Source organism: Streptomyces sp. NPDC030820 (genome assembly GCF_055572075.1).
The window spans coordinates 41,732-64,702 of record NZ_JBVIEB010000024.1 but is presented as its reverse complement, the minus strand read 5'-3'; the positions used below and the strand labels follow the sequence as shown (position 1 = coordinate 64,702).

20 protein-coding genes and 1 pseudogene are annotated in these 22,971 nt (G+C 72.7%); 7 read left to right on the top strand and 14 right to left on the bottom strand.

What is annotated here, in order from left to right; genetic code table 11:
* Positions 1-9: 9 nt before the first annotated feature.
* Positions 10-354: a winged helix-turn-helix transcriptional regulator gene (locus ACZ418_RS40220; protein ID WP_468373222.1), complete on the bottom strand. Its 345-nt coding sequence runs from the start codon at positions 352-354 to the stop codon at positions 10-12.
* A gap of 78 nt (positions 355-432) precedes the next feature.
* Between ACZ418_RS40220 and ACZ418_RS40215 the strand changes: the two are divergent.
* The 5 genes and pseudogenes from ACZ418_RS40215 to ACZ418_RS40195 all read left to right on the top strand — a co-directional run.
* Positions 433-594 (top strand): annotated as a pseudogene (locus ACZ418_RS40215) (zinc-binding dehydrogenase); the annotation flags it as partial.
* A 78-nt stretch (positions 595-672) separates the two neighbouring features.
* Positions 673-1,758: an LLM class flavin-dependent oxidoreductase gene (locus ACZ418_RS40210; protein WP_468373114.1), complete on the top strand. Its 1,086-nt coding sequence runs from the start codon at positions 673-675 to the stop codon at positions 1,756-1,758.
* The gene (locus tag ACZ418_RS40205) at positions 1,755-2,345 is read left to right on the top strand and encodes a CE1759 family FMN reductase (RefSeq protein ID WP_468373112.1); all 591 of its coding nucleotides are present in this window, start codon (positions 1,755-1,757) and stop codon (positions 2,343-2,345) included. Before ACZ418_RS40210 ends, ACZ418_RS40205 begins: the two co-directional genes overlap by 4 nt.
* A 165-nt stretch (positions 2,346-2,510) precedes the next feature.
* The gene (locus tag ACZ418_RS40200) at positions 2,511-3,230 is read left to right on the top strand and encodes a response regulator transcription factor (RefSeq protein ID WP_468373219.1); all 720 of its coding nucleotides are present in this window, start codon (positions 2,511-2,513) and stop codon (positions 3,228-3,230) included.
* The gene (locus ACZ418_RS40195; RefSeq protein WP_468373110.1) at positions 3,231-4,640 is read left to right on the top strand and encodes a sensor histidine kinase; all 1,410 of its coding nucleotides are present in this window, start codon (positions 3,231-3,233) and stop codon (positions 4,638-4,640) included.
* Positions 4,641-4,698: 58 nt separating this feature from the next.
* Here ACZ418_RS40195 and ACZ418_RS40190 read toward each other — a convergent pair whose 3' ends face one another.
* The 10 genes from ACZ418_RS40190 to ACZ418_RS40145 all read right to left on the bottom strand — a co-directional run bounded on the left by ACZ418_RS40190 (position 4,699) and on the right by ACZ418_RS40145 (position 18,566).
* Entirely contained in the window at positions 4,699-6,525 is a 1,827-nt protein-coding gene (locus tag ACZ418_RS40190) for a phosphatidylglycerol lysyltransferase domain-containing protein (protein WP_468373107.1), read from the bottom strand.
* A gap of 151 nt (positions 6,526-6,676) precedes the next feature.
* Complete coding sequence (locus ACZ418_RS40185; protein ID WP_468373106.1) at positions 6,677-6,952, bottom strand: hypothetical protein; 276 nt, start codon at positions 6,950-6,952, stop codon at positions 6,677-6,679.
* A 181-nt stretch (positions 6,953-7,133) separates the two neighbouring features.
* Positions 7,134-7,955: a phosphate ABC transporter ATP-binding protein PstB gene (pstB, locus tag ACZ418_RS40180; RefSeq protein ID WP_468373104.1), complete on the bottom strand. Its 822-nt coding sequence runs from the start codon at positions 7,953-7,955 to the stop codon at positions 7,134-7,136.
* Positions 7,956-7,990: 35 nt separating this feature from the next.
* A complete protein-coding gene (locus ACZ418_RS40175; RefSeq protein WP_468373100.1) occupies positions 7,991-8,899 on the bottom strand; it encodes a sortase in 909 nt (302 codons plus the stop codon).
* A gap of 88 nt (positions 8,900-8,987) precedes the next feature.
* On the bottom strand, positions 8,988-10,982 hold the full coding sequence (locus tag ACZ418_RS40170) for an Ig-like domain repeat protein (protein ID WP_468373097.1): 1,995 nt from the start codon (positions 10,980-10,982) through the stop codon (positions 8,988-8,990).
* 112 nt (positions 10,983-11,094) lie between these two features.
* Entirely contained in the window at positions 11,095-13,761 is a 2,667-nt protein-coding gene (locus tag ACZ418_RS40165) for a hypothetical protein (RefSeq protein ID WP_468373095.1), read from the bottom strand.
* On the bottom strand, positions 13,758-15,470 hold the full coding sequence (locus ACZ418_RS40160) for a phosphate ABC transporter substrate-binding protein PstS (protein ID WP_468373092.1): 1,713 nt from the start codon (positions 15,468-15,470) through the stop codon (positions 13,758-13,760). Before ACZ418_RS40160 ends, ACZ418_RS40165 begins: the two co-directional genes overlap by 4 nt.
* Positions 15,470-16,711 (bottom strand): phosphate ABC transporter permease PstA, encoded by a 1,242-nt coding sequence (pstA, locus tag ACZ418_RS40155; RefSeq protein WP_468373090.1) that lies wholly within the window; start codon positions 16,709-16,711, stop codon positions 15,470-15,472. The genes ACZ418_RS40160 and pstA overlap by 1 nt, the downstream gene beginning before the upstream one ends.
* Before the next feature lie 2 nt (positions 16,712-16,713).
* Positions 16,714-17,670, bottom strand: a complete 957-nt coding sequence (pstC, locus tag ACZ418_RS40150; protein ID WP_450982863.1) for a phosphate ABC transporter permease subunit PstC — start codon at positions 17,668-17,670, stop codon at positions 16,714-16,716.
* A gap of 272 nt (positions 17,671-17,942) precedes the next feature.
* Entirely contained in the window at positions 17,943-18,566 is a 624-nt protein-coding gene (locus ACZ418_RS40145) for a CGNR zinc finger domain-containing protein (RefSeq protein ID WP_468373088.1), read from the bottom strand.
* 98 nt (positions 18,567-18,664) lie between these two features.
* Between ACZ418_RS40145 and ACZ418_RS40140 the strand changes: the two genes are divergently transcribed.
* The gene (locus tag ACZ418_RS40140; protein ID WP_468373085.1) at positions 18,665-19,474 is read left to right on the top strand and encodes an MBL fold metallo-hydrolase; all 810 of its coding nucleotides are present in this window, start codon (positions 18,665-18,667) and stop codon (positions 19,472-19,474) included.
* Between the two features lie 32 nt (positions 19,475-19,506).
* Here ACZ418_RS40140 and ACZ418_RS40135 read toward each other — a convergent pair whose 3' ends face one another.
* Positions 19,507-20,481, bottom strand: coding sequence for an ArsR/SmtB family transcription factor (locus ACZ418_RS40135; protein WP_468373082.1), 975 nt, complete (start codon positions 20,479-20,481; stop codon positions 19,507-19,509).
* Between the two features lie 56 nt (positions 20,482-20,537).
* Between ACZ418_RS40135 and ACZ418_RS40130 the strand changes: the two genes are divergently transcribed.
* Positions 20,538-21,308, top strand: a complete 771-nt coding sequence (locus ACZ418_RS40130; RefSeq protein ID WP_468373080.1) for an MBL fold metallo-hydrolase — start codon at positions 20,538-20,540, stop codon at positions 21,306-21,308.
* Positions 21,309-21,394: 86 nt separating this feature from the next.
* Here ACZ418_RS40130 and ACZ418_RS40125 read toward each other — a convergent pair whose 3' ends face one another.
* The gene (locus ACZ418_RS40125) at positions 21,395-22,582 is read right to left on the bottom strand and encodes an SPFH domain-containing protein (protein WP_468373077.1); all 1,188 of its coding nucleotides are present in this window, start codon (positions 22,580-22,582) and stop codon (positions 21,395-21,397) included.
* 11 nt (positions 22,583-22,593) lie between these two features.
* Complete coding sequence (locus ACZ418_RS40120) at positions 22,594-22,845, bottom strand: hypothetical protein (protein WP_388619257.1); 252 nt, start codon at positions 22,843-22,845, stop codon at positions 22,594-22,596.
* Positions 22,846-22,971: the final 126 nt, after the last annotated feature.

Below are 22,971 nucleotides of genomic sequence, written 5' to 3'. Positions count from 1 at the left end.
ATCGGGGGATCAGGCGGGGTTCTCCGCGTCGTAGCGCTCGCGGGCCGCTCGTACCTCCTCGAAGTGGGTCTCGGCCCAGTCCTTCACGGCGGTCAGCAGGGCGGCGAGGCTGGCGCCGAGCGGGGTGAGTTCGTAGTCGACGCGGACGGGGACGGACGGGGTGACCGTGCGGCTGATGATGCCGTCCCGTTCGAGGGTGCGCAGGGTCTGGGTGAGCATCTTGGGGCTGACGCCGGCGATCTTGCGGCCGAGGTCGCTGTAGCGCAGGGGGCCGGTGGCCAGGGCGGCGACGACGAGGCTGACCCACTTGTCGCTGAGCCGGCCGAGGAGCTGGTTGGTGGGGCATTCGCGCAGGAAGGCGTCGTAGTCGGCGCGGGCCTGCTCGCGGCGCTCATGGTCGCCATGGGCTCTTCCCTTCCGGAGAACGTGTGGGTGCGGGCCGACGGCGCGCGGCTCGCCGAGCTGGTCCGGCTGGTGGACGAGGGGGTGCTGACCCTGCGGGTGGCCGAGACGTATGCCCTGGAGGAGGCGGCCGAGGCGCATGCGCGGCTCGCGGAGGGCGGGGTGCGCGGGCGGCTGGTGCTCGTGCCCTGAGGGAGTTGGAATAACCCGGCCGGGGTGGCCGTTCAGCGGATATAGTTGAACCGTCAACAACCTAAAGGGTGAGCGACCATGCAGTTCGGGATCTTCACGGTCGGCGACGTCACGCCGGACCCCACCACGGGGCGCACGCCGACCGAGCGCGAGCGGATCAAGGCCATGGTCGCCATCGCGCTCAAGGCCGAGGAGGTCGGCCTGGACGTCTTCGCCACCGGCGAGCACCACAACCCGCCGTTCGTGCCGTCGTCCCCGACGACCATGCTCGGCTATGTGGCGGCGCAGACGGAGAAGCTGATCCTGTCCACGTCCACCACCCTGATCACCACCAACGACCCGGTGAAGATCGCGGAGGACTTCGCGATGCTCCAGCACCTGGCCGACGGGCGCGTCGACCTGATGATGGGCCGCGGGAACACCGGGCCGGTCTACCCCTGGTTCGGCCAGGACATCCGGCAGGGCATCAACCTCGCCATCGAGAACTACGCCCTGCTGCGCCGGCTCTGGCGCGAGGACGTCGTGGACTGGGAGGGCAAGTTCCGCACCCCGCTGCAGGGCTTCACCTCCACCCCGCGCCCGCTGGACGGCGTACCGCCCTTCGTCTGGCACGGCTCCATCCGCTCCCCGGAGATCGCCGAGCAGGCGGCGTACTACGGCGACGGCTTCTTCCACAACAACATCTTCTGGCCGGCCGACCACACCAAGCGGATGGTCGAGCTGTACCGGACCCGGTTCGCGCACTACGGGCACGGCACGCCCGAGCAGGCGATCGTCGGCCTCGGCGGCCAGGTGTTCATGCGGAAGAACTCGCAGGACGCGGTGCGCGAGTTCCGGCCGTACTTCGACAACGCGCCGGTCTACGGCCACGGGCCCTCCCTGGAGGACTTCACCGAGCAGACCCCGCTCACCGTCGGCACCCCGGAGCAGGTCATCGAGAAGACCCTGTCCTTCCGCGGTTACGCCGGTGACTACCAGCGCCAGCTGTTCCTGGTGGACCACGCCGGGCTGCCGCTGAAGACCGTGCTGGAGCAGATCGACATGCTCGGCGAGGAGGTCGTGCCCGTGCTGCGCAAGGAGTTCGCGAACGGCCGGCCCGCGGACGTGCCGGAGGCGCCGACCCACCAGTCCCTGCTGGCCGCGAAGGAGGCGAGCGCCGTATGAAGCTGGTGATCGTGTCCGCGGGACTGAGCGTCCCGTCCTCCACCCGGCTGCTGGGCGACCGGCTGGCCGCCGCGGTGGCGCGGCGGGCGGAGGCGGACGTGGAGGTGATCGAGCTGCGGGACCTCGCCGTCGAGATCGCGCACAACTTCACCAACGGGTTCGCCGGGAAGGCGCTCGCCGCCGCGCAGGACGCGGTGGCGGGGGCCGACGGGCTGATCGTCGTCACACCGGTGTTCTCGGCGTCGTACAGCGGGTTGTTCAAGTCGTTCTTCGACGTGCTGGACAAGGACGCGCTGGCGGGCAAGCCGGTGCTGCTCGCGGCCACCGGCGGTACGGCCCGGCACTCGCTGGTACTGGAACACGCGCTGCGGCCCCTGTTCGCCTATCTGCGGGCCGTGATCGTCCCCACGGCGGTGTACGCGGCGTCGGAGGACTGGGGCGAGGAAGGGCTCGCCGGGCGGATCGAGCGGGCGGCGGGGGAGCTGACCGCACTGATGTCGGGGCTGCGGGCGGGCGCAGCCGGGCAGGAGGCCGAACCGCCGGTCGTGCCGTTCGCGGAACAGCTCGCCCGGCTCGGCGCCGCCTAGCCCGGGTGCCCAGGCCTCGGTGCTCAGCCAGGGTGAGAAGACGGTAGGGCGGCGGGCAGGGTTGCCCGTGTGACGGTGAGAGAGGGGTAAAAAGGGTGATCGTAGGTCCGCTCGCCCCGGCCGAACCGCCGAAGTGCTTGGCAGACTGGGTGCGTGCCCCAGACTGTGCTGCTCGCTGAAGACGACCGTGCCATCCGCCATGCCCTGGAGCGTGCCCTGACCCTGGAAGGGTACGAGGTGACGGCGGTGGCCGACGGCGTCGAGGCGCTGGCACAGGCCCACAAGACGCCGCCGGACGTCCTCGTGCTCGACGTGATGATGCCGGGGATCGACGGCCTCCAGGTCTGCCGGGTGCTGCGCGCCGAGGGCGACCGCACCCCCATCCTCATGCTCACCGCCCTCGTGGAGACCGCTGACCGGATCGCGGGCCTGGACGCCGGCGCCGACGACTACGTCGTCAAGCCGTTCGACGTCGAGGAGGTCTTCGCCCGGCTGCGCGCCCTGCTCCGCCGCACCAGCCCGGTGCCCGCCGGCAGCGGCGCCGCCGGCGGCGAGAACGGCGGCCGGGAGGTCCAGCTCCCCGACCGGCAGATCGAGGCCGCCGGCATCCGCATGGACCTGCAGGCCCGCCGGGCCTGGCGCGGCCAGCGCGAGCTGGAGCTGACCCGCACCGAGTTCGAGCTGCTGGAACTGCTCGTGCGCAACGCGGGCATCGTGCTCGACCACTCCACGATCTACGACCGTATCTGGGGCTACGACTTCGGGCCCGGCTCGAAGAACCTCGCCGTCTACGTCGGCTATCTGCGCCGCAAGCTCGACGAGCCCGGCGCCCCGCAGCTGATCCACACCGTGCGGGGCGTGGGTTACGTGCTCCGGGAGGACTAGGTGGGCCGCCTGCGGCGGCTGCTGGCCCCCGGCCGGCCCAAGCTGGTCTCACTGCGCACCACCTTCGCCGTCTCCTTCGCGGCCGTCACCGCCGCCGTCACGATCCTGGTCGGCATCCTGTCGTACGGCAGCGCCGCGCGGCTCGTCCGGGTCGACCAGCAGTCGGTGTTCACGCAGGTCGTGCAGGACGTGCGGGACGAGGTGCGGCAGCACGAGATGGTCCCCGAGGACTTCTCCTCCTCCCGCCCCGGGCACGACCTGGTCCGGCCCGCCCGTACCGATGTGCAGGTGCTGGGCGCGCAGGGGCAGATCGTGGACCACGGCAACCCGAGCCTGCCCGTCACCTCCCGCGACAAGGCCATGGCGCTCGCGACGACCGCCGGGAAGGTCGTCGAGCACAAGGACGTACCGGTGGACGGGGACCTGTTCCGCATCGCCACCGTCTCGCTCGGCGACGGGCGGGGCGCGGTCCAGGTCGCGCAGGAGTTCAGCGACACCGAGGATCTGCTGCGGACGCTGCAGCAGCGGACGCTGATCCTCATGTCGGCGGTCGTGGTGGCGGCCGGGCTGTTCGGCTGGTGGCTGGCCCGCCGGATCACCCGGCGCCTGGTGATCCTCACCTCCGCCGCGGAGGACGTGGCCCGCACCCGTCGGCTGGGCATCGAGGTGCCGGTGGCCGGGCTGGACGAGGTGGGGCGCCTCGGCCGCGCCTTCGACCGGATGCTGGGCCGGCTCGCGCAGTCCGAGGAGGACCAGCGGCGGCTGGTGCAGGACGCGGGGCACGAGCTGCGTACGCCGCTGACGTCCCTGCGCACCAACATCTCTCTCCTGCGCCGCATCGACGAGCTGCCCCCCGCCACCCGGGAGGAACTGGTCGCCGACCTCACTCAGGAGGCGCGTGAGCTGACCGACCTGGTCAACGAGCTGGTCGACCTCGCGGCGGGGCAGTCCGACACCGAGCCGCCGCAGCGGGTGGACCTCGCCGACATCGCCGAGGACGTCGTGGGGCTCGCCAAGCGCCGCACCGGGCGCGAGATCCTGCTGCGCACCAGCGGTGACACGACGACCGACGGGCGGCCCGGGATGCTGCAGCGGGCCATGTCGAACCTGGTGGAGAACGCGGCCAAGTTCGACCGGGACGGCAAGGGGCCCATCGAGGTCAACATCACCGGGCCCTCGCGGGCGGGGACCGTGCGGGTGGAGGTGCTGGACCGGGGGCCGGGTATCGCCGAGGGCGACCTGATCCGGATCTTCGACCGCTTCTACCGCGCCGCGGACGCGCGCTCCCTGCCGGGATCGGGGCTGGGCCTGTCCATCGTCCGCGAGGTCGCCATGGCCCATGGCGGAGCGCCGTTCGCCTTCCGGCGGGAGGGCGGCGGAGCGGTGATCGGCTTCACGGTCGGCGGCTGAGCACGGGGGCGGCCGAGCAGGTGTACCTGCCGGCCGCCTCCCGAAGCGTGTGCCGTGGTCAGGACCGCCGGCCGCCCATCCCCGGCAGCTCCAGGAAGCCCTCCGCCCGGGCGCTCGCCAGGCCGATCCTCGGGATGTCGCTGCTCTTGGCGAAGAGCAGGAAGCGCGGCTCCCACACCGGGCGGTACTTGGCGTTGGCGCGGTAGAGGGACTCGATCTGCCACCAGCGTGAGAAGAAGGTGAGGGTGGAGCGCCACAGGCGCAGGACGGGGCCCGCGCCCAGGCGGGCGCCGCGTTCGAAGACCGAGCGGAACATCGCGAAGTTCAGCGACACCCGCTGGATGCCCAGCTCCTTCGCGCGCAGCAGCAGTTCCACGACCATGTACTCCATCAGGCCGTTCTCGCAGTCGCGGTCGCGGCGCATCAGGTCCAGGGACAGGCCGTGCTCGCCCCAGGGGACGAAGCTGAGCAGGGCCCGCGGCTCGTCGTTCGCGTCGCGGCACTCCAGCATCACGCAGCGGCCGTCCGCCGGGTCGCCGAGGCGGCCGAGAGCCATGGAGAAGCCGCGTTCGGTGGCGCCGTCGCGCCAGTGGTCGGCGCGGTCGATGAGCAGGGCCATCTCGTCGGCGGGGATGTCCTCGTGGCGGCGGATGCGCACGGTGTAGCCGGCCCGCTTGACCCGGTTGTGGGCCTGGCGGACCACGCGCATGGCGCGGCCCTCCAGGGTGAAGTCGGCGATGTCGACGATCGCCTCGTCGCCGAGTTCCAGGGCGTCCAGGCCGTGCCGGGCGTAGATCGTGCCGGCCTCCTCGCTCGCGCCCATGACGGCCGGGGTCCAGGCGTGCCGGCGGGCCTCGGTGAGCCAGGCGTCGATGGCGCCGGGCCAGGCCTCGGGGTCGCCGATCGGGTCGCCGGAGGCGAGGGAGACCGCGCCGACGACGCGGTAGGTGACGGCGGCCTTGCCGGTGGGGGAGAAGATGGCGGCCTTGTCGCGGCGCAGCGCGAAGTAGCCGAGGGAGTCGCGTGCGCCGTGCTTGTCGAGCAGGGCCCGCAGCCGGGTCTCGTCCTCCTCGGTGAGCAGCTTCCGGCCGCGCGGGGAGCGGAAGCAGGCGTACAGCACCAGGCAGAAGGCGACGGCGAGCAGGACGTTGATGATGATGTCGGCCCAGCGGGGCGCGTGCACGGAGTCGACCCGGTCGGCGAGCGGTCCGACGCTGATGCCGCGCAGCAGGGTGTAGGCGAGCTCTTCGCCCCAGGGGGCGTGGGGCAGCTTGTTGGTGGCGTGCACGAGCAGCGTGCCGACACCGCCGGTCACCAGGATGCCGCCGGCGCCGACGGCCAGCGCGAGCTTCGGGTTGGAGGGGTCGCCGATGGCGTTGAACTCACGGCGGCCGATCAGCAGCGCGGCCACGAAGAGGCCGGTGAGGGCGGTGGAGACCCAGTTGAAGGCGTGGTCGCGGAAGGGGTGCTGGGTGAGCGCGAGGACGTAGAGCAGGAACAGGGGGCCCGCGCACAGCAGGTTGACCACCCAGGCGGCCCGCTTGCCGCGTCGCATCACCAGCGCCAGGAAGATCGCCGCCGCGGCCGAGGCCAGGCCCGCGGTGGCCAGGTACGGGGTGAAGAACTGGCCGGCGTGGTGGGTGTGCGCGTGCACGTGGCGGGCGGTGAAGAGCTTGCCGTCGTTGTGTTCCTGCACCTCTTTGCGGAACGGCAGCGACATGACCGCGATGATGTTGAAGACGGCGATCAGCCGCAGGTACCACACGGTGGCCGAGGCCGCCCGGGCGCGCAGGCGGGGGCCGGGCACGGGCAGCTGCGGCGCGCGGCGCGTGCCGCGCTGTGCGGGGACCTGTGGGGTGGGCAGGGTCTGCTGCTGAGCGGGCATGGTGACTGGTCACCTTGGGGGGAAGGGGGACGGAGCGACCCCGGTCGGGGCCACCCTGACCCTACAGCCTGTAGGGTAGCCCGGTTGGGCGGTGTTCGCAGAGGAGCGTACCGACAATCGCTCTTACCGGGACCATCCCGTGCAGCGCCTCTTACCCGGACCTTCCCCCGTCGCGCCGGGCCGCCGCCAGATGCCAGGCCAGGTTGCCCACCGCCGCGCCGGCCGCGACCGCGGCGACGATCACCCCGCCAGTCGCGAGCCCGTCACTGAACAGATGCGGCCGCCGGTCGAGGCTGTGCAGCCCGAACCCGCACAGCTCGTACACGCCGACGGCGGCGATGAGAAGACTGACGACCAGCAGGGTCAGCGTCGGCGCCAGAGTGCGCGCACAGACCTCCCCGCCGGGCTCCGTTTCCGTGTCCTGCATGGATCCCCCGATGAACAGACGAATGAACAGCCCTGCGACCGCTGGCGGTTGGGAACCTACAATACGTAGGGTTGGCCGAGGTCGACGCCGCGGACGTCCGGACAACGCCGCGCGGTGTGTCGGCTGTCACTCCCGGGCCGGTACGCCGGGTGTGTTCGGGGAGATCGGGCTCGCGGGCGGATCAGCCGAAGCGGCCCGCCACGTAGTCCGCCGTGCGCGCGTCCGCCGGGGAGCCGAACATCTGCTCCGTGGGGCCGTGCTCGACGATCCCGCCGGGCGTGCCCTGTTCGGCGAGGAAGAAGGCGCACTGGTCGGAGACGCGGGCGGCCTGCTGCATGTTGTGGGTGACGATCACGATCGTGACCTCGTCGCGCAGGTCCTGGACCGTCTCCTCGACGCGGCGGGTGGAGGTCGGGTCGAGCGCCGAGCACGGCTCGTCCATGAGCAGGACCCTGGGGCGTACGGCGAGGGCGCGGGCGATGCACAGGCGCTGCTGCTGGCCGCCGGAGAGCGCGCCGCCGGGCTGCCGGAGGCGGTCGCTGACCTCCTTCCACAGGCCGGCCCGGGTCAGGGACTCCTCGACCAGCTCGTCCTTCTCGCGGCGGCTCGCGCGGGTGCCGGTCAGTTTCAGGCCCGCCACCACGTTGTCGTAGATCGACATCGCCGGGAACGGGTTCGGCTTCTGGAAGACCATGCCGATACTGCGCCGGGCGTCGGTGAGCCGGCGTTCGGGGGCGTAGATGTCCTCGCCCTCGAAGAGCACCTCGCCGCCGAGGGCCGCCCCGGGGATCAGCTCGTGCATGCGGTTCAGGGTGCGCAGGAACGTGGACTTGCCGCAGCCGGAGGGGCCGATCAGGGCGGTCACCCGGCCCGCCGGCATGGTCAGCGAGACCCGGCTGAGCACCTGGTGGCTGCCGAACCAGGCCGAGACCGCGCGGGCCTCCAGGGTGGCGGGCCGGGCGGGCCGGGCGTCGGTCGCGGGGAGTACGGCGGTGTCGGTCATGGGGGCCACCTCGGTGACGGAGGGCTCGGTGAGGGCTACAGCAGGTTCGGGAGGAGTTCGGTGGTGCGGGTGGCGACCTGGAGGCCGAGCACCGCGAGGACCGGGGCGAAGACCAGCCAGGTCTGGTGGCGGCCCCAGCGGTGCCAGGTCCACACCGCGGCGACCGCCGCGAGCAGCAGCGCCTGCAGCCACATCACCAGCGGCCACGGCACCCCGGAGGGCCGGGCCAGCGGCTCCTCGGAGCCGGGCAGGGTGCCGGAGCGGATCACCGCGGCCGGGGTCTGGAAGGGCGCCGAGACCAGGTCGGCGTCGACGCGCAGGACGCCGCTCGGCATGAAACGGGGACCGGTGGCCGTGACCAGCACCAGACGGCCCTTGCCGGAGGCCAGGGGCGCGGGTGCCGGGTCACCGGCCCGGCGGACATCGGCGACCCGGTAGCGCGCCTTGCCCTGGCCGGTGGTCACGGTGAACGTGTCCCCGGCCGCCAGCTCGGCCAGGTGCCCGAACGGGCCGCCGTACGCGGCCGCCCGGCCCATCAGCACGCTGGTGCCGGACTGCCCGGGCATCGGCGTGTCCCGGCGGTGTCCGGGGCCGTCGGTCAGCACCGAGGAGTCGGTGCCCTCCAGCACGACCTGGGTGAGGCCCAGCTCGGGTACGTCGATGAGGGCGACCGGGGTGCCGGGCGCCAGCAGCCTGCCCTGCGGGTCGGTCTGGGCCACCGGGGCGGTGCCCAGGGCGAGCTGGTCGCGCAGCTCGTCGAACGCGGCGTGCTGGGCGTTGTGCTGCTGGATGCCGCTGAGCACCAGCAGCTGGGCGGTGCTGCCGAGCAGCAGTGCGGCCAGGCTGAGCAGGGCGCCGCGGGCGAGGTGGCGGACGGCGGTGACGCTCCGGGCGAGCGTCCGGGGCACGGCCGGTGCGAGCGTGGTCTGTACGGCGACCGTCACGGCGGCCCGCCTCCTTCACTGGTCGTGGGGTGGTTTCGGGTGCGGCCGGGGAGACCGCCGCAGCGGCGGTCTCCCCGGCCGGCCGGGATCAGGTGGACTTGATGGTGAAGCCGGCGCCGCTCTTCGCGTACACCGTCGAGGAGCCCGCGTAGTACGCGTGCAGGGTGTGATCGCCGCGGCTCAGCAGGGGCAGGGTGATGGTCAGCGAGCCGCTGCTCAGCGTGCCGCTGGCGATCACGGTGGTGCCCTGGTAGATGCGCACCGTGCCGGTCGGGGTGGTGCCGGTGGCGCTCACCTTCACCGTGACCTTGGCGTGGCTGGTGTGGCTGACCGTGGTGGGCGCGGTGGTGGTGACGGTCGGCGTCGCCTTGGTGATCGTCAGCGAGGCGGTCGTCCAGGAACCGTAGAGCTTGCTGTTCCCGCTGTACCCGATCGAGAGGGTGTGCGTGGCGACCTTGAGGTGGTTCGACAGGCCGATGGTGACCTTGCCGGAGCTGTCCAGGGTGCCGGTGCCGAGGGTGGTGGTGCCCTCCTTCACCGTCACCGTGCCGCCGGGGACGATCCCGTGCGCGTCGGTGACGGTGACGGCGACCTTGGGGACCCTGCCGTACGCGGTCGTGGCGGCGCTCGCCTTCGTGGTGCTGTTGTACTTGACGGTGCCGGTCCAAGTGGCGGCGGCGCCCGTGCCGTTGAGGTTGGCGGCGGCGACCGTGGCCGTGTAGCTGCCGATGGCCAGACCGCTGAAGGCGTACGAGGTGGTGGTGGCCGGGACGTCCTTGACGGCCACGACCGCGCCGTCCGAACCGGTCAGCGTGATCCGGTAGTCGGTGAGCGGCAGGCCGGTGGCGGCCGGGGCGGTCCAGGTCAGCTTGAGGCTCGCGTCGCCTCGGGAGGCCTTCAGAGCGGGCGCGGCGGGCGTGGAGGCGTCGATGCCCGACTCCTCCAGGCCGCCGAGCTTGGCGTGCTTGGCCACGCTGATCGAGCCGTTGTACGACTCGTTCATGAAGCCGAAGTCGGCGATGACCTTCTCGGCGTTGTCGGAGGCGAGGGCGGCGCTGTGGGTGCCGCTGGTGACGAAGACGTCGTACAGGTCCTTGTCGAAGAAGACGCTGGTCGGGTCGATCGCCCGGGTCGGGACGACGTTGTAGACGTCGCGGCCGAAGGTGGCGTTCTCGTAGTAGCCGCCGACCGGGGTCAGCTTGCCGTTGACCGTCGTCACGGGGCTGGTGGCGCCGCTGTCGCCGGGCAGCTGCACGGCGGCGAGGTGGCCGCCGGCCGCAGCCGCGGTCTTGCTGAAGTCAGGAGCGACACCGTTGTTCTGGGCGATCCAGCTGCCCACGGAGAACGGGACGAGCGCGCCGTCCTCGGTGAGCGCGGCGTCGCCCTGGTTCTCCTGGACGGTCGGGATGTCCGGGGAGAGCGTGGCGTCGGTCAGACCGATCGCCGACAGGAAGAACTTGCGGGTGCCCGAGCCGCTCTGCGGGATCCTCGGGTGCACGGTCTGCCCGTTCACCTGGGTGAGCGTGCCGGAGTAGATGTCGTGCAGCTGGTCCACCGTGAGGGTGTCCAGCGCCGAGCCCTTCACGGCGACGCCGACCGCGTCCCGTGCGAACGGGATGTAGGTCAGCGCGGTGCCCGAGGTGCTCGGGCCGCTGGAGGAGCGGGCGAAGTCGACCTGGTTCTTGATGGCGACGCCGGCGGAGTCCGGGTACTTGTCGCCGGTCAGCGACTCGCTCAGGGCGAGGCGGCCCTTGCCGGAGCCGTTCGGGCGCAGGAAGGACGGGCCGCCGGAGCGGGTCTGGATCACGGAGGTGGTGGAGCCGGTGCCGGGCTCGATCGCGTCGTAGGAGGCGATGCCCGCGCCGCTCGCCGACTTCACGGCCGTGTCGGCGTAGCTCTTGTTGTTCACCGTGTCACCGGCCAGGGCGTTGAGCACGTCCTGGGTGGTGTCGGAGCCCACGCCGACCAGCTTGCGGAAGGTCCCGGCGGGGGTGGGGTCGGCGTGGGCGGGGCTCGCCAGAGCCAGGCCGCCGGCCACCGCGGCGGCGGCGACGAGCGCCGCCGTGGAGCGCGTTGTGCGCATCGAGAGTCTCCTGACGGTTGTGCGTCGGGTGTGAGAGGGGGATCTGGCAGGGTGGTACGGGCCGTCCGCCCCGAGTGCCTGTCGGGGCGGGCGGCCGTCTGGGGGCCGGAGGTCAGGGCTGCGGCGGGCGCAGCCTCTCCGGCAGGGTGAAGGCCGGTACGACCGTCACAGTGCGACCGCCGGGCAGCGTCACCCGCAGCGGCAGCCGCAGCCTGCGGCCGCCGGCGAAGGGCGCGCCGAGACCGGCGGCGGCACCGAGCGCGGCCCCGGCGGGTACGGCCCAGCGCAGCGGGTTCGCCGGGTCGTCGGGGGTGGTCCCGGCGGCGGTGGTCTGTACGGCCTTGCCGCCGTCGTACGACGCCTGCGCGCTCGGCGACGCCGAGGCCTTGCCGCTGCCGCCGCTGTCCGCGCCGCCGGTCCTGCCGCCCGTGCCGCCGTCACCGGCGGGGCCGCCGGGGATGATGCCGCCCGACCCGCCTGAGGTGCCGATGGTCTCGGAGCCGCCGCCGACCGTGCCGCCGCTCGTGCCGCCGTCGTCCCCGGAGGGTCCCGGGCCGGTGTAGTGCGCCAGCGCGTCGGCGGCCTTCAGAGCGCGCTCGCGCAGGCCGCGGGAGAGCGGGGCGTACCCGGCGGGCAGGCGGCCCGGGTCGGCGCCCTGGACCTGGCCGGCGCCGGCCGCGTACCGCAGCAGCGCCGCGTAGTCCGCGCGGGCGTCCGCCTTCAGCGACCCCGGGCGTACGGCCGCCCACACCAGCTGGGCGAGCGGGTAGGCGCCCTGCGCGGTGGCGCCGGCCGGGGTGATCTCGGCGACGTCCTTGCCGGAGGCGCTCTTGGCGGCCTCGGTCAGGGAGGTGGCCGTCGGGGCCACGAACGCACCGGCCGTGTTGCGCAGCCGGGCGGACTGCAGGCCGTAGCGGGCGGCGGAGGCCGCGTCGGTGACCGTGATGACGAACCGGGAGCCGACCGTCTGCGGGCCGGGCAGCTTGTAGGCGGGCGGGTTGGCCAGCGGGTCCCAGGTCGACTTCCACAGCACGTCGGCCCGCCGGGTGTGCAGGGCACCGGCGTGCATGTCGGTGACGTAGGGGTGGAAGTCGGTCATGCACTGCGTGTCGTCCTTGGGCGCGTCGGTCCCGGGCGGGACCGTGCACCAGGGGTCGGACTTCGGGTAGTCGTCCGTGTGCTCGGGGTCGAAGGGGGCGCCGGTGGGGTTCACGTCCGGGTTGGTGCTGTAGTACGGGTTCACCTGCATGCCCCAGCGGTCGGAGACCCCGGAGAGGAACTGCCGGGCCTGCTTGTCCGCGAGGATCCACTGCCACAGCGCGCGGGCGCTGTCGCTGTGGCCGAGCGAGGTGAGCAGATCGGTGTCGGTGGCCGGGGTCTCGGCGACCGAGAGGTAGGCGAACTCCGGGTTCAGGTCGATGAACTCCGGGTCGCTCGCGAGGCCCGCCGGGTTGTTCCTCGCCCAGTCGTAGCCCTTGGCCGTCCTGCCGCCGACGACCGCGCCCCAGGGCGAGTTGCGGTACGACTCCGTGAGCAGCTTGGCCACCAGACGGGGCGTGAGCCTGATCGACTCGACCTTGGTGCCCGCCAGTCTCCGGATGTCCTCCGGCGCCCCGGCCTTCGGTCTGCGTTCGATGGTGAATCCGATGACCGCGCCGGACAGGGCCACGGGCGCGTATGCCGTGGTGCCGGACGGGGCCGTCGTACCGTAGTCGGCGCCCAGGGCGCGGGTGGTGAAGCCGAGGCCCGTGTCGCCCCTGCGGGTGAGCCGGTCGCGGATGTCCGGTTCGCCCATCTCGGTGTAGCCGTACACCTTCCCGGCCGGGCACAGGGCCGCCTGCCAGCTGGTCATGGCGTCGGCGGCGAGCTCGCTGCCGAGGGTGGGCCGCTCCTTGGCGCCGAGTGCGCAGTTGGCGCCGACCGCGTTGAAGTCGAGCGGTATGGCGATGCGGTTGCGCCAGTTGGTGGAGGAGACCGGGGAGCCCGCGTTGACCTGGCTGTGGTCGGCGTACGGCTTGCCGTCCAGGTCCAGATGGCCCTGCGGGACGATCACCAGCCAGCAGCGCCGGGGCGTGGTGATGCCGTTGCGGGTGACCGGGAGGCCGCAGCCCAGGTGCGGGGCCTCGTTCGCGGTCTGCACCTCGAAGTACTCCTGGCCGGTGCCGTCGGCGCCGGTGCGGGCGAAGTCGACCTCGTTGGTGGTGTTGCGGTTGAAGTAGGGGTTGTTCTGCGTGTTGGTGGTGACGACCGTGCCGTCCACCGCCTTGAACGGCACCTCGGCCGGGGCGTTCGGGTCGGCGGCGCCGTACACGTCGTCCTGGCCGTAGTTGGTGGGGTCGGCGCTGTAGAACACCTGGCGGGTGTCGTCCTGGCCGTTGCCGGGCCAGTTGCCGCGGTCGGTGGTCGGGGAGCCGCCGTACTGGCACTGGGTGCGGGGCGGCCCCGGGTTGCCCGGCACGGTGTGGTCGTCGTCGCCCCAGCACTGCATGATCTGCACGAAGTCCGTGTTGAACAGCGTGCCCGCGAACGTGGTCGGGGTGCCGCCGGTCCAGGAGACCTTGATCGCCTGGCTGGTGAGGTGGGTGGTGCGGTCCACCGTGAACCTCATGTCCTTGAACTCGCCGCGCCCGGCGACCGTGACGGCGGAGCCGGTGCCGTCGGCGGCCGCCGTGGCGGACGGGGCCGCCTGGGCGAGTGCCAGCCCGGCCAGGGCGCCGGCGGCGGCCCCGGCGAGCAGCCGGGTGAGGGCGCGGCGGACGCGGGTGCGCAGCCGGGTCACCGGGAACTCCCCTCGCTGCCGCGGCCGTCGGTGGTGCCGAGTCCGGAGCGGGCCCCGATCAGCCGGGACACCAGGGACGGCAGCAGGAGCAGGCCGAGGAGCAGGATCACGGCGAGCAGCATCAGGGTCTGGGTGGTGGTCCAGCCGTGCCCGGCGGCGACGGCGACCGGCTGGGCGAGCGCGATGGTCCCGCCGGCCGCCGCGGTGCCGCCGCTCCCTCCGGAGCCGCCGCCCGGTGCGATGGTCTGCCCGGTGTCGGGGTCGATGGACGGCTGTGCGCTGCCGTTGCCTCCGCCTCCGCCGGCCGCGCCGCTGCCGCCGCCGGCCGACCCTCCGCTCGCGGCGCCGCCGTTCGCCGAGCCGCCGTTCGCGCCGCCGCCGCTGCCGCCCGCGCCGCCGGAGGTGCCGCCCGAACCACCGCCGCTGCCGCCCTCCTTGGCGCCGCCGCTGCCCGTGGTGCACGGCGGGGCGCCCAGCTTGTCGCAGGCGGCCGGGTAGGGCGCGGTGTCGGCGAGCCGGTTGTGGCCGTCGGGGGTGAAGGTGGGGTTGTTGCAGTTCCTGATGTTGATGTTCTGCGCCCGCACGCCCGGGATCCGGCGGATCTGGTCGAAGCCCGCCTGCACCAGGTTGATCGGCAGCGGGGAGTAGCCGAGGTCGGGTGCCTGCTGCTGGCCCTGGCACATGAAGTAGTACGAGAACGCGCCCAGCGTCTTGCCCTTGTCCTGGGTGAAGGTGCCCTGCACCTTCAGCGGCAGGATCATGTACGAGTAGCTGGACAGCGGGTAGTTGCGCTTGTCGGTGTCGTTGTAGACGCCGTCGAGTTGCTGGGTGAGGTAGTCCGGGCTGCTCTTGTTGGTGTTGATCTTCGCCTTGAGCAGCGAGACGGCGACGTTCTGCGGGGTCGGCTCGGTGTAGTAGCCGGCGTGGTTCAGGACCTTGGCGACCGGGTAGTGCGCGTTGAGCGCGTAGGAGTAGTTGACGTAACCGATCGCGCCCTCGCCGTAGTTCTGGGCGACATAGCCCGCCACGCCGAGGTCGCCGGACTGGGCGATCATGCCGGGGACCGTCGGGTAGTACGACGTCTGCCCGCAGGCGCCGGAGCGGCCGACACGGCTGCAGTACGCCTGCCACAGCGCCCTGTGCTGGTTGGCCATCCACAGCGTGAACTGGGCGGTGGAGCCGGAGCCGTCGGAGCGGACGACCGGGACGATCGTGCGGTGGGGCAGCTGGAGTCCCGGGTTGTCGGCCTTGATCGCCGGGTCGTCCCAGGTCCGGATCACCCCCGTGAAGATCTTCGTGACGTTGTCCCCGGACAGGCGCAGATTGGTGACCCGCTGCCCGTTGACCGTCAGGTGGTACATGAACACGGTGCCGCCGGCCACGATCGGCATGTACGCGTACGACCCCGGCGCCGGGCGCTCCGCGGCGGAGCCGTCGGTCGGGTGGGTCTGGAACGGGATGTCCGACACCGCGAAGTCGACCGTGCCGCTGAGGAACTGCCGGCGGCCGTCGGACGAGCCGGTGCCGGCGTAACTGATCCGCATGCCGTACTGGTTCACCGCCCGGCGCCACTCGTCCACGGCGTTCTCCGCCCAGGTGGAACCGGCGCCGGAGATGGGGGTGTAGCTGTCGGCGACCGCGGGGATCGCGCTTGCGAGGACGCAGAGGAGGGCGGCCAGGATGCCCAGTCTGCGGAGTGTCGTGAGCATCAGTGGGTTTCTCCGTCGGTGTGGTCAGCGGAACCGGTCTCGAAGAGCCGCAGTCCCGGCGAGTGCAGTTCGGCGTACCTCTCCGCGTCGCGGCGGGAGGCGCGGGCCGCCCTCCGCGCCTGGCGCCTGCTCTGGTGGCCGGGTCCCCGGCCGCCGATGATGCGGGCGATCGCGAAGAGGACCAGGACCAGCGCCATCAGGACCGCCGCCGCGCCGAAGCCGCGGGCGATCATCGTCGGTTGGGGGGACTTGACGAAGTTGAAGACGGCGAGGGGGAGGGAGACCATCGGGCCGTCGGTCGGGTCGGCGTTCAGCGCCGCCGTGAACCCGGCCGTCAGCAGGACCGGCGAGGTCTCGCCGATGCCGCGCGCCGTGCCGAGGATGACCGCGGTGGCCAGGCCCGAGCGCGCGGTGGGCAGCACCACGTGCCACACGGTCCGCCAGCGCGGCGCGCCCAGCGCCTCCGCCGCCTCCGTGAGCGTGCCCGGCACCAGCCGCAGCACCACGTCCGCCGCCCGGATCACGATCGGCAGCATCATCTCGCTGATCGCGAAGCCGGCCGCGAGCCCCGACTTCTGCATGCCGAGCCCGAGAATCCAGGTGGCGTACACCATCAGCCCGGCCACGATGGACGGCAGCGCGGTCATCGCCTCCACGATCGTGCGGACGAAACGGGAGAAGCGGCCGGGGACCTGGTTGAGGTAGACGGCGCAGGCCAGGCCCAGCGGAACCGTGATCGCCAGGGCGATGGTGATCATGATGAGCGTGCCGAGCATGGCGTGAGCGATGCCGCCGCTGCTCAACGGGTCCAGCGGGCCTGCCGCCTGCATGTCCTGGGTGAAGAAGTTGCCGTGCGGCAGGGCCTCGCGGCCGCGCCAGGCGGTGAAGCCGACCACCAGCGCGAGCGCGCTGAGCATCAGTGCGCCCGCCGTCCACAGCACGACGGTCATCACCCGGTCCCGTACCGCCTGGGCGTCCTCCTCCAGGCCGGTGAGCACGGCGTACACGAGCAGGAAGACGGCGTACGCGGTGACGGTGAAGCCCAACGCACCGGAGAAGGGCGCGAGTTCACCGAACAGCAGCACGGCCGTGCACAGGCCCGAGGCTGCGGCGCCCAGGAGCGAGAGGACCCCGCTCAGGGTGGGGCCGCCGATGCGGCGCGGTGCGTCGGGGACGTCGGCCGCGGCTTCCCGGAGGACGGCGTCCTCCATGCCGTCCCGGATTTCTTGTACGACAGTCATCGTCACGCCTCGCTCTGTGCGCCGGACCGGGAACGGGCCACGATGGACGAGGCGGTGAAGTTGACCGCCAGGGTGAGCAGGAACAGGGCCAGGCCCGCCGCCATCAGCGCCGACATGCCGAAGGTCGAGGCGTCGCCGTAGTGCAGGGCGATGAGGGACGAGACGGAGTTCGAGCCGGTCTGCAGGATGTGCCACTGGACGCGGAAGACCGGCGAGATGATCAGGTACACGGCGATGGTCTCGCCGAGTGCCCGGCCGAGCCCCAGCATCGTGCCGCCGATGATCCCGCCCTTGCCGTACGGCAGGACGACCGCCCGGATCATGCCCCAGCGGGTCGCGCCGAGCGCGTACGCGCCCTCCCGCTCGCCGGCCGGGGCCTGCGCGAACACCTCGCGCATCACCGAGCACTGGATCGGCGCGACCATGAGGGCGACGACGATCCCGGCGACGAAGGTGGAGGCGGTGTAGACGCTCTCGGAGGCGAGCGGCTCGCCCGGCTGGGTGCCGTCCACCGTGAACAGCGGTATCCACCCGAACCAGTCGCTCAGCCAGCGCGACAGACCGATCACATGCTGCTGGAGGAAGAACAGCCCCCACAGCCCGTACACCACGGACGGTACGGCCGCCATCAGGTCGACCATCGAGACGAGGGTGCGCCGCAGCGGGCGCGGGGCCACGTCGGAGATGAACAGCGCGGTGCCCACGGCCAGCGGAACGGAGATGGTCACCGCGACGGCGGCGATCAGCACGGTGCCGGTGAGGACCGCGGCGATGCCGAACCGGTGGACGTCCGGCTGCCATTCGGCGGTGGTGAGGAACGCGAATCCCCGTGTCCGCAGCGCCTGTCCGGCCCTGAGCAACAGGAACAGGCCAATCGCCGCCATGACCGTGAGGACGGTCAGGCCGGTGGCCGTCAACTGGTACCGGAAGATCCGGTCCCCGAGGCCGCGGGCGGCCAACCTCCGCCGTGGCGGGGGGTTTTCGGGATGCTCCGGTCCTTCAGGTCTGCTGGGCTCCGTTCTGCCGGACCCCTCTACCGCGGACACCACGTGTGGCCCCCTCATGCGACATGCAGCGACGTGCAGCGACATGTGCGGGAACGGCGGTCCCCGCGCGGGGAGAGTCAATGGCCGGATGCTGTCGGTTCCGGTCGCCGAAGACGGAGTGCCGGTGAATGGTTCATGTCATTTCGGTGCGGAAGGTGTGTGCATCCACCACGCTTCGGGTGCGCTCAGCCGCCCTGGGGTCGTGCCGTGCGGCGGGCGTAGGCGCGGGCCGCACGGGCGCGGTCGCCGCAGCGGGTGGAGCACCAGTGGCGGCGGCCGTGGCGGAGCAGATACCGGTTGCAGGGGGTGGAGCCGCAGGCGGTGAGGCGGTCGGCGTCGGGGCCGGTGAGCAGGTCGGCGGCGTCGGCGGCGAGGGCGGCCAGGGCGTGTTCGACGATCTGGGTGGTGGGGTGGGCCGTCGAGCGGTACAGGCCGCGCTCGGGCGACCACTGCAGCAGCAGGGCGGCCGGGACGAGGGTGAGGGCCTCGTTGACGGCGGCGAGGGCGTCGGCGGGGGCGGGGCGGCCCTCGACGCGGGAGGCGAGCAGGGGGCGGATCCGGTCGCGCAGGGCGCGCAGCCGGCTCGCGCAGGTCTCGCGCAGGTCGGCGTCGGCCGGGGCGAGAGCGCGCTCCACCAGCCAGCGCTGGGCGGCGGCGGGCGTGTCGAGCAGGTCGACCCGCTGTCCGCCGGGCCGGACGATCAGGCTGTTGGCCAGGTCGAGGGCGGGATGCCGGGCGGCGCCGGGCGCGGGCGGCAGGGCGGCCTGCTCGGCGCTCTCCTCGGTGTCGGCGGGGGGCACTGGGCTCACGGGGTTCACGGTTCTCATGGTACGGGTTGCTGTCATCCGTGAGAAGGGAGTAGCGTCTCTCACGGATGCCAGTTCTTCTATCCGTGAGGTGAACCGCCATGGCCGCCCCTTCCGCCGATTCCGGCGAGCAGACTCCCGTTTCCGACGAGCAGGTGCCCGTTCGCGTCCTCGGCGGCCCCACCGTCCTCATCGAGTACGGCGGACTCCGCTTCCTCACCGACCCCACCTTCGACGACCCCGGCGACTATCCGTCCCCGAGCGGCCGCACCCTCACCAAGACCGCCCCGCCCCGCACGAGCGCCGCCGAACTCGGCCCGGTGGACGTCGTCCTGCTCTCGCACGACCAGCACGCCGACAACCTCGACCACTCCGGCCGCGCCCTGCTGGCCGCCACCCCGCGCACCCTCACCACACCGGCCGCGGCCGCCCGGCTCGGCGGCACCACCGAACCGCTCACCCCCTGGCAGTCCGTCGACCTGCCCCGGCCCGACGGCGGCACGGTCACCGTGACCGCCGCCCCGGCCCTGCACGGCCCCAAGGGCTCCGAGCCGCTCGTCGGCGAGGTCACCGGCTTCCTGCTGACCTCCGCCGACCTGCCCAGCGTCTACGTCAGCGGCGACAACGCCTCCCTGGAACTGGTCCAGGAGATCGCCGACCGGTACGCCCCCGTCGACACCGCCGTCCTGTTCGCCGGCGCACCCCGGATGCCCGTCCTCGACGACGCCCTCCTCGTCCTCGACGGCAGGGGAACGGCCACCGCCGCCCGGCTGCTCGCCGCCCGGCGGGTGGTCCCGGCCCACTGTGACAGCTGGGCTCACTTCACCGAGACCCGCGAGGACGTGGTGGCGGCGTTCGAGGAGGCGGGCCTGGCGGACCGGCTCCAGCCGGAGTCGACGACTCGGCCGTGAACGACCGGGCTCGTCCGAAGCGATGCCGACCCTCAGGGCTCCGGGCCGCACAGCCGGTCGCCGAGAGTGCTGCGCAGATAGAGGACCGCGTGCCCGTCCCGCGCCCGGGTGAGCAGTCCGGCACGGTGCAGCACGCCGAGGTGCCGACTGACCGCGGCGGGGCTCAGGCCCAGCCGGCGGGCCAGGTCGGTCGTGCTCGCGGGTTCGGCGAGCACGGTCAGCAGACGGGCCCGGGTCCGGCCGAGCAGGTCGGCCAGCGCGGCCGGCGGAGCCGATGCGGGCGGGTCCCAGACGGTGCCGCGGCCCCGCGCCGGGTAGCCGATCCGGGGCGGGAGCGCGGGGTCGACCAGGGTGATGACGCGGTCGCAGAACAGTGACGGACTCAGCGTCACCCCGCGGCCGTCCACGGCGAGATCACGCTGCTCGTGGCGCAGCGCGTCCACGGCCAGCGTGCCGCCGCGCCAGCGCAGTCCCGGGTCGATCCCGGCGAACAGCGCCGCGGCGCCGCCGTCGGCCAGCCGCCGGGCGCGGTGCAGGACGTCGGCCCGCAGCACGGCGTGCATCCGCGGCCAGTTGGGGGCGATCACCAGCGTCCAGTAGGCGTGCAGGGCGTCGGCGATCCGCGCGAGCAGGGCCGCCGGGTCCGCGTGCGCGGGCCGCAGCAGCGGGTGCGGCGCCAAGTCCGCCGACGCGTCGGCCAGTTCGGCCGCCACCCGGCCGGCCGGGGTCGCGCGCAGGGCGGTGAACTCGTCGTCGATGTCGGGGACGGGTGATGCCGGGTGCGGGGTGAGGAAGTCGGGTATCCGCCGGCGCGGGCCGACTAGAGCCTGCAGCAGGGGCCAGTCGAGCTGTCGTAGCAGCGTGCCGGAGCGGCGCAGGAAGGGCTGGTGCTCGGCGTGCCGCACCGGGCTGTGCCACGCCCACAGGCTGAGGACCGTCTCGGTCAGCGGCGAACTCGCGAACCGCACCGAGGCCAGGTCGTCGACATCGAGCCGGAGCAGCAACATTCGCCCCACGGTAAATGTCTCGCCCGGCCGGCGGGCGCCCTGGTGGGATCCCGCCCATGACTGCTCTCGCGGACGGCTGGTACGAGCTGACGGAACCGGCCGACGGCGTCGTACGGATCAGGGAACCCCATGTGCACCCGCTGCTGCGGGCGAACCTGTGGTGGCTGCGCGGCACCGGCCGGGACCTCGTCGTGGACACCGGGCTCGGCGTGGCCGCGCTGCGCCGGCAGCTGCCGCACCTCTTCGCCCGCGATCCGCTGGCCGTCCTCACCCATGCCCACCTGGACCACGTCGGCGGCGCCCACGAGTTCCGTGAGCGGGCCGCGCACCCGGCCGCCGCCGAGGCCCTGGCGGAAGGCGTGCCCGCGAGCCTGTACGGCCCCGAGCTGTACGCACGACTCGGCATCGACGCGGGCGGCAGGCCCGTACCGGACCTGCTGATCGACGCGCTGCCCCACTCCGGCTACGACCCCCGCACCCACCGCGTCGACCCGCTGCCGGTGACCCGCACCCTGCTGGACGGGGACGAACTCGACGTCGGCGGCCGTGTCCTGACCGTCCTTCATCTGCCCGGACACACCCCCGGCTGCATCGCCCTGTACGAGGAGCGCACCGGCGCGCTGTTCACCGGTGACGCGCTATACGAGGGCGACCTCATCGACGATCTGCCCGAGTCGGACCCCGCCGCCTACCGCCGGAGCCTGGCGCGGCTCGCGGACCTGGACGTCCGCGTCGTCCTGCCCGGCCACGGCCGCCCCTTCGGCCCCGGCCGGCTGCGCGAACTGGTCGGCGCCTACCTGCACGAAGGGGCGCGGGACTGTGTTTGACATGCGGCCACCGCCGCGTGGGCGCGACCAGCCACGACGGCGCCGCAGACGAACGACGACCCAGACCGGCCAAACCAGCGGAGCGCTTAGTCGACGTCCACCGGCCCGTCGTCCGACCTCCGCTCCTTGCCGGAGTGCAGCTGGAGCAGGCCGTTGACGTCACCCCTGGTGCCCTGGCCGCCCTGGCCGTCCTTGTCCTGGCCCAGGCCCTGCCGGACCGAGTCGAGGATCGTCAGGCCCTGGGACACCAGGCCGGCGGCGATCTCGCCGAGGCCGTCCGCGCCGTTCAGGACGTTGACGTTGGCGCCGGCCAGACCGCCGGCGGCCTCCTTCACGATCTGCGGGAGCTGGTCGATGAGCATCCGGTCGAGCGCGACCCGGTCGTAGGAGGCCGCGGCCTCCGCCTGGATCTTCATGCGCTGGGCCTCGGCGGCGGCGAGGATCCTGACCCGCTCGGCCTCGGCCTCGGCGGGCTTGACGACCTCGGCGACCAGCTGCTGCTGGCGCAGCTTGGCCTGGCGCAGGGCCAGTTCCGTCTGGGCGGCCAGCACCTCCTGCTGGGCGTGGGCCTGCGCCAGCGGTCCGGCCTGCGCGGCCTGCGCCTGGGCGCGGTCCACCTCGGCCGAGTACTCGGCCTTGACGATGGCGGTCTGCCGGGCGTACTCGGCCTGCTTGCGGGCCGCCTCCTGCTCCTTCTCGACCGCGGCCTGGGTGGCCTGGGCCTGGGCGATCTGGGCCTGGCGCTGGATGGCCGCCTTGTGCGGGGCGGACATCGCGGCGATGTAGCCGGTGTCGCCGTCGTCGATCGACTGGATCTGCAGCGAGTCCACGATCAGGCCGATCTTGGCCATCTCCACCTTCGAGGTGTCCAGGACCTCGGCGGCGAGCTTCTGCCGCTCGGTGACGATCTCCTCGACCGTCATCGAGCCGATGATGGCCCGCAGGTGGCCGGCGAAGATCCGGCCGGTGAGCACGGACATCTGCTCCTGGTCGGAGAGGAAGCGCTGGCCGGCGTTGATGATGCTCTCGTGGTCGTTGCCGACCTTGAAGGCGATGACCGCGCGGACGTGCAGCGAGATGCCCTGCTTGGTCACACAGGTCTCGGTGACCTCGGCCTCACACATGGAGAGGGTGAGGAACCGGACCTTGCGAAAGACCGGGAGCACGAACTTTCCGTGGCCCGTCACCACGCGGAACGGAGCGCCCCCCAGTCCCCGCCGGCCCCCCGAGATCAACATCGCCTCGTCGGGAGCGGGAACGCGGTATCCGAACATGCCTGTACTCCTCAGCTTGCGCCGGCGGCCTCTCCGCCGAGCGCGTCCAATGGATCCACCCACTCGATGACGCCGACCTCGCGGCATCCCCGTGATTCGATCACGAGGACCGTCGCGCCTGCGGGCAGGGGATCCTCGGACCACGCCAGAAACGTTTCGGAGCCGCCTCGGACCCGCACCAGGACCTCACCGGGACCCGCGGATCCCCGCGTCCCTATGAGCACCTTGCCCGTACAGCCGACCACGGCCTCGTCCTGCGGCATCACCGGCCGTCCTCCTCGCTCTGGCCTGAGAATTCCGACGATAGACCGACCCGGGCTGGTTCCCAACGGGTGGGAGGCCGCGGTGTTCGGTCCCGGTGTTCCGGCCCCGGTGTTCCGCTCTCCTCT